The sequence below is a fragment of the Aquitalea sp. S1-19 genome (genome assembly GCF_024343515.1).
Genome location: NZ_RJTZ01000161.1, coordinates 1 through 4,375 on the forward strand (window position 1 = coordinate 1; position 4,375 = coordinate 4,375).

Annotated in this window: 5 protein-coding genes; all 5 read left to right on the forward strand. The window is 59.0% G+C overall.

Going from position 1 to position 4,375, the window contains the following annotated elements; translation table 11 throughout:
* Positions 1-843, forward strand: an 843-nt coding sequence (locus tag EGI20_RS16305; RefSeq protein ID WP_498632731.1) for an ATP-binding cassette domain-containing protein, incomplete at its 5' end; no start/stop codon positions are given.
* 70 nt (positions 844-913) lie between these two features.
* Entirely contained in the window at positions 914-1,417 is a 504-nt protein-coding gene (locus EGI20_RS16310) for a C40 family peptidase (RefSeq protein ID WP_124734484.1), read from the forward strand.
* A 211-nt stretch (positions 1,418-1,628) separates the two neighbouring features.
* A complete protein-coding gene (locus tag EGI20_RS16315) occupies positions 1,629-2,180 on the forward strand; it encodes a TRAP transporter small permease subunit (RefSeq protein ID WP_498632732.1) in 552 nt (183 codons plus the stop codon).
* Positions 2,177-3,667 carry a TRAP transporter large permease gene (locus tag EGI20_RS16320; RefSeq protein WP_498632734.1) on the forward strand — a complete coding sequence of 497 codons (1,491 nt, stop codon included), beginning with the start codon at positions 2,177-2,179 and terminating at the stop codon, positions 3,665-3,667. Before EGI20_RS16315 ends, EGI20_RS16320 begins: the two co-directional genes overlap by 4 nt.
* A gap of 60 nt (positions 3,668-3,727) precedes the next feature.
* Positions 3,728-4,375, forward strand: a 648-nt coding sequence (locus EGI20_RS16325) for a TRAP transporter substrate-binding protein (RefSeq protein WP_498632735.1), incomplete at its 3' end; no start/stop codon positions are given.

Genomic DNA, 4,375 nt, shown 5'->3' on the forward strand with positions numbered 1-4,375 from the left:
GGCGCCGGCAAAACCACCTTGCTCAAGCTGATTCTGGGGGAGCTGGAAGCCGATAGCGGCGACATCAAGCGCGGCACCAAACTTGATATTGCCTACTTCGACCAGTTCCGCACCCAGCTGGACGAAGAAATGAGCGTGGCCGACGTCATCAGCCAGGGCAACGACTTTATCGAAGTCGCCGGCCACAGAAAGCATGTGATGAGCTATCTGGAAGACTTTTTGTTCGAGCCTGCGCGTGCGCGCAGCCCGGTCAAATCGCTGTCCGGTGGCGAGCGCAACCGCCTGCTGCTGGCACGCCTGTTTACCCGCCCGGCCAATGTGCTGGTGCTGGATGAACCGACCAACGATCTGGATATCGATACGCTTGAGTTGCTGGAAGAACTGATCACCCAGTACGCAGGCACCGTGTTTCTGGTCAGCCATGACCGCGCCTTCCTCGACAATGTCGTCACCCAGACCATCGTGTTTGAAGGCGACGGCAAACTGGAAGAATACCCGGGCGGTTATCAGGACTGGGTAGACACCAAGGCGCGCATGGCGGCCATGAAACCGGCCGAAGCCACAGCCAAGCCGGTAGCCGCCAGCACAGCCAAGGCCGAACGCAACAAGGCCAGCCGCAACAAACTATCGTTTAATGAAACGCGCGAGCTGACCCAGTTGCCGGATGAAATTGCCGCACTGGAAGGCGAGCAGGCCGAGTTGACACAAAAACTGCTGGACCCTGCCGTATTTCGCGAACAGCCGCAACAAGCCCATACCTGGCAGTTGCGTATCGAGGAAATCGAGCTTGCCATGCTGGATAAACTCGCGCGCTGGGAAGAACTGGAAGCCAAGCAGAACTAAAAATCGCAGCTAATACCCTTGCCTGCCCAAGTACGCTCACGGGCAGGCAGGGCTTGCAAGGGGCCATCCCATGAATGCCAAACATCTCACAACCCTGGCCATGCTGACGCTGTTGGCGGCCTGCTCCACCACGCCGCCCAAGAAACCCGCGCCAAAGCCGCGCCCCGGCATCTCGCTGGCCGGGCTTAAGGCCGATGGGGCCGGGCGCGAGGTGCTGATGGTGACGCTCGGTCTCTTGGGCAATGATTACAAATTCGGCGGCACCAACCCGGAAGCCGGTCTGGATTGCAGCGGCATGGCCGGCTACATCTACCGCAATGCACTGGGCGTCGAGTTGCCGCGCACTGCCGCACAGATTGCCGAAGCAGGCAGATCGATCAGCATGAATCAGCTGCGGGTCGGCGATTTTGTCTTTTTCAACACCATGAACCGCCGCTACTCGCATATGGGCATTTTTATCGGCGACGGCAAATTCGTCCACGCCCCGCGCACCAATAGCCAGATCCGGGTCGAGCGCCTGGATAATCCCTGGTTTATGAGCCGCTTCGACGGCGCCCGCACCCTGTTCAACTGAGCACCCGCCTCAACACGCATCCACGCCTCCCGCACGACAGCCCCAAGACCGCCCATGCAGCCGCTTGCGGCTGCATCACGACATAGGGATACCCCTTATGCCTAGAGTCTTCTCAATCAAAACCCATTGCGACTAAACTCACTGCTGGTCAGGGGCTACTCCACGCCTACCAATTACAACAATTCCAATGCCTCACACTCGGGAGAAACTTGTGCAGTCGCTGCTCGCTCTATCGCGCCTCATCGACGCGATCAATGCACGCATAGGACAGTTCGCCTCATGGATTGTCCTGATCGTCGTCCTTATCAGTGCCGGCAACGCCGTTGTCCGCAAAACGCTTCATATCAGCTCGAACGGTTTTCTTGAGATTCAGTGGTATCTGTTTTCCGCCATGTTCTTGCTAGGCGGCGCTTATACCCTGCAAAAAAACGAGCATATCCGCATCGACCTTCTGTCCAGCAAGCTCTCGCGCCGCGCCCAGGCCATGCTGGAAATCGTCTGCACCGTGCTGTTCCTGTTCCCCATGTGCTACCTGATCATCGCCTACGGCTGGCCCATGTTCATGGATGCATGGACCAGCGGCGAGATGTCGTCCGACAACGGCGGCCTGATCCGCTGGCCGGTCATTTTGCTGATTCCCATCGGCTTTACCCTGCTGATGGCACAAGGTTTGTCCGAAATCATCAAGCGCCTGGGTTTTATTGCCGGCATCGCTGCCGACCCGCTGGACAAGGCACTGGATCCACATAAGGAGCATGTATGAGCCTCGAAATGCTCGCCCCCATTATGTTCGTGTCGCTGATCTTCTTCTTGTTGATCGGCTACCCTGTTGCTTTCGCCCTGTCTGCGGTCGGTCTGCTGTTCAGCTGGATAGGCATCTATTTTGACCTGCTCAGACCCGAGCTATTGCAGGCACTGCCGCGCCAGGTGTTCGACATCATGCGCAACGACACCCTGCTGGCGATTCCGTTCTTCACCTTTATGGGGCTGATACTGGAACGCTCGGGCATGGCCGAGGCCATGCTGGACACCATAGGCCAGCTGTTCGGCCGGGTGCGTGGCGGTATTGCCTATGCAGTGATCTTTGTCGGCGCCTTGCTGGCCGCCACCACCGGCGTGGTCGCCGCATCGGTGATCTCGATGGGGCTGATTTCGCTGCCCATCATGCTGCGCTACGGCTATGACCAGCGTGTCGCCACCGGCGTGATTGCTGCGTCCGGCACGCTGGCACAGATCATTCCGCCGAGTCTGGTACTGATCGTGCTGGCCGACCAGTTGGGCACTTCGGTGGGCGATATGTACGCCGCCGCCATGCTGCCGGGTCTGCTGCTGTGCGTTTTTTACGCCATGTATATTTTCAGCATTTCGCTGTTCCGCCCGCAATGGGTGCCGGCTTTGCCACCTGAGGCGCGCACCTTGCGCGGCGGCAAGTTGATGCTGCAAGTCCTGCTGGTGATGGTGCCGCCGCTGTTGCTGATCTTCCTGGTACTGGGCACGATCTTCCTTGGCATCGCCACCCCGACCGAGGGCGGCGCCATGGGCGCGGTCGGTGCCATTGTGCTGGCCATGATCAACCGTAAGCTGGATATCAAGCTGCTCAAGCAGGCGATGGACTCGACCCTCAAGCTGACCACCTTTGTGGTGTTCATCCTGATTGGTGCGCGCGTCTTCCGTATTGCCTTTTTGGGCGTCAATGGTGACCAGTGGGTTGAACACCTGCTGACCGCCTTGCCCGGCGGCGAAATCGGCTTCCTGGTTGCCGTGAACATCATGGTGTTCTTCCTGGCCTTCTTCCTCGACTTCTTCGAGATCGCCTTTATTCTGGTACCGCTGCTGGCACCGGTGGCGCAAAGCCTGGGCATTGACCTTGTGTGGTTCGGCGTGATTCTGGCGGTCAATATGCAGACTTCGTTCATGCACCCACCGTTCGGTTTCGCCCTGTTCTACCTGCGCAGCGTGGCACCGAAAGAGGTCAAGAGCAGCAGCATCTACAAAGGCGCGATCCCGTTCGTACTGATACAGATTGTGATGATAGGTCTGGTCATCGCCTTCCCGTCACTGACTACGGTGTTCCGCGACAAGGAAATCGTGGTCGACGAATCCAAGTCGGAACAGGTGCTGGAGCAGCTGTCCATCGACAATGCCGCTTTGCCTGAAAATGCAATTCCGGCCGATAGCGATGCCTCGGCGGCCAGCGGCGAAGCCGCCGACGATGGCGCGGCGCTACTTAAGCAGTTGTCCGGCCAATAACAACAACCGTGCCGGCAGATAGCCGGCACGGCACAAACTACCCCATCAAAGGAGAAAACCATGGAAAGACGTTCCTTCCTCAAAAAAGCCGGTGTTGCCGGCGCGGCAGCGGCCGCAGTCAGCGCCCCAGCGCTAGCAGCGGACACCCCAGTCATCCGTTGGCGTCTGGCGTCCAGCTTTCCCAAAAGCCTGGACACCATTTACGGCGCGGCCGAGCGCATGGCCAAGCGCATTTCCGAGCTGACCAGCGGCAAATTCCAGATCCGCGTGTTCCCGGCCGGTGAGATCGCGCCGGGCAACCAGGTTCTGGATGTGGTGCAAAACGGCACGGTCGAGTGCGGCCACACCGCCGGCTACTACTACGTCGGCAAGAACAAGGCCTTCGCCTTCGATACCTCCTTGCCATTCGGCCTGACTTCCCGCCAGCAAAATGCCTGGCTCTACTACGGTGGCGGCCTCAAGGCAATGCGCGAGCTGTACGCCCAGTACAACATTATCAACTTCCCGGGCGGCAATACCGGTTGCCAGATGGGCGGCTGGTTCCGCCAGGAAGTGAAATCGATGGCTGATCTCAAGGGCCTGAAGATGCGCATCCCGGGTTTTGGCGGCGAGATCATGGCCAAAATGGGTGCAATTCCCCAGTCCCTGCCGGCCGGTGACATCTATCCGGCGCTGGAAAAAGGCACCATCGACGCCACCGAATGGGTC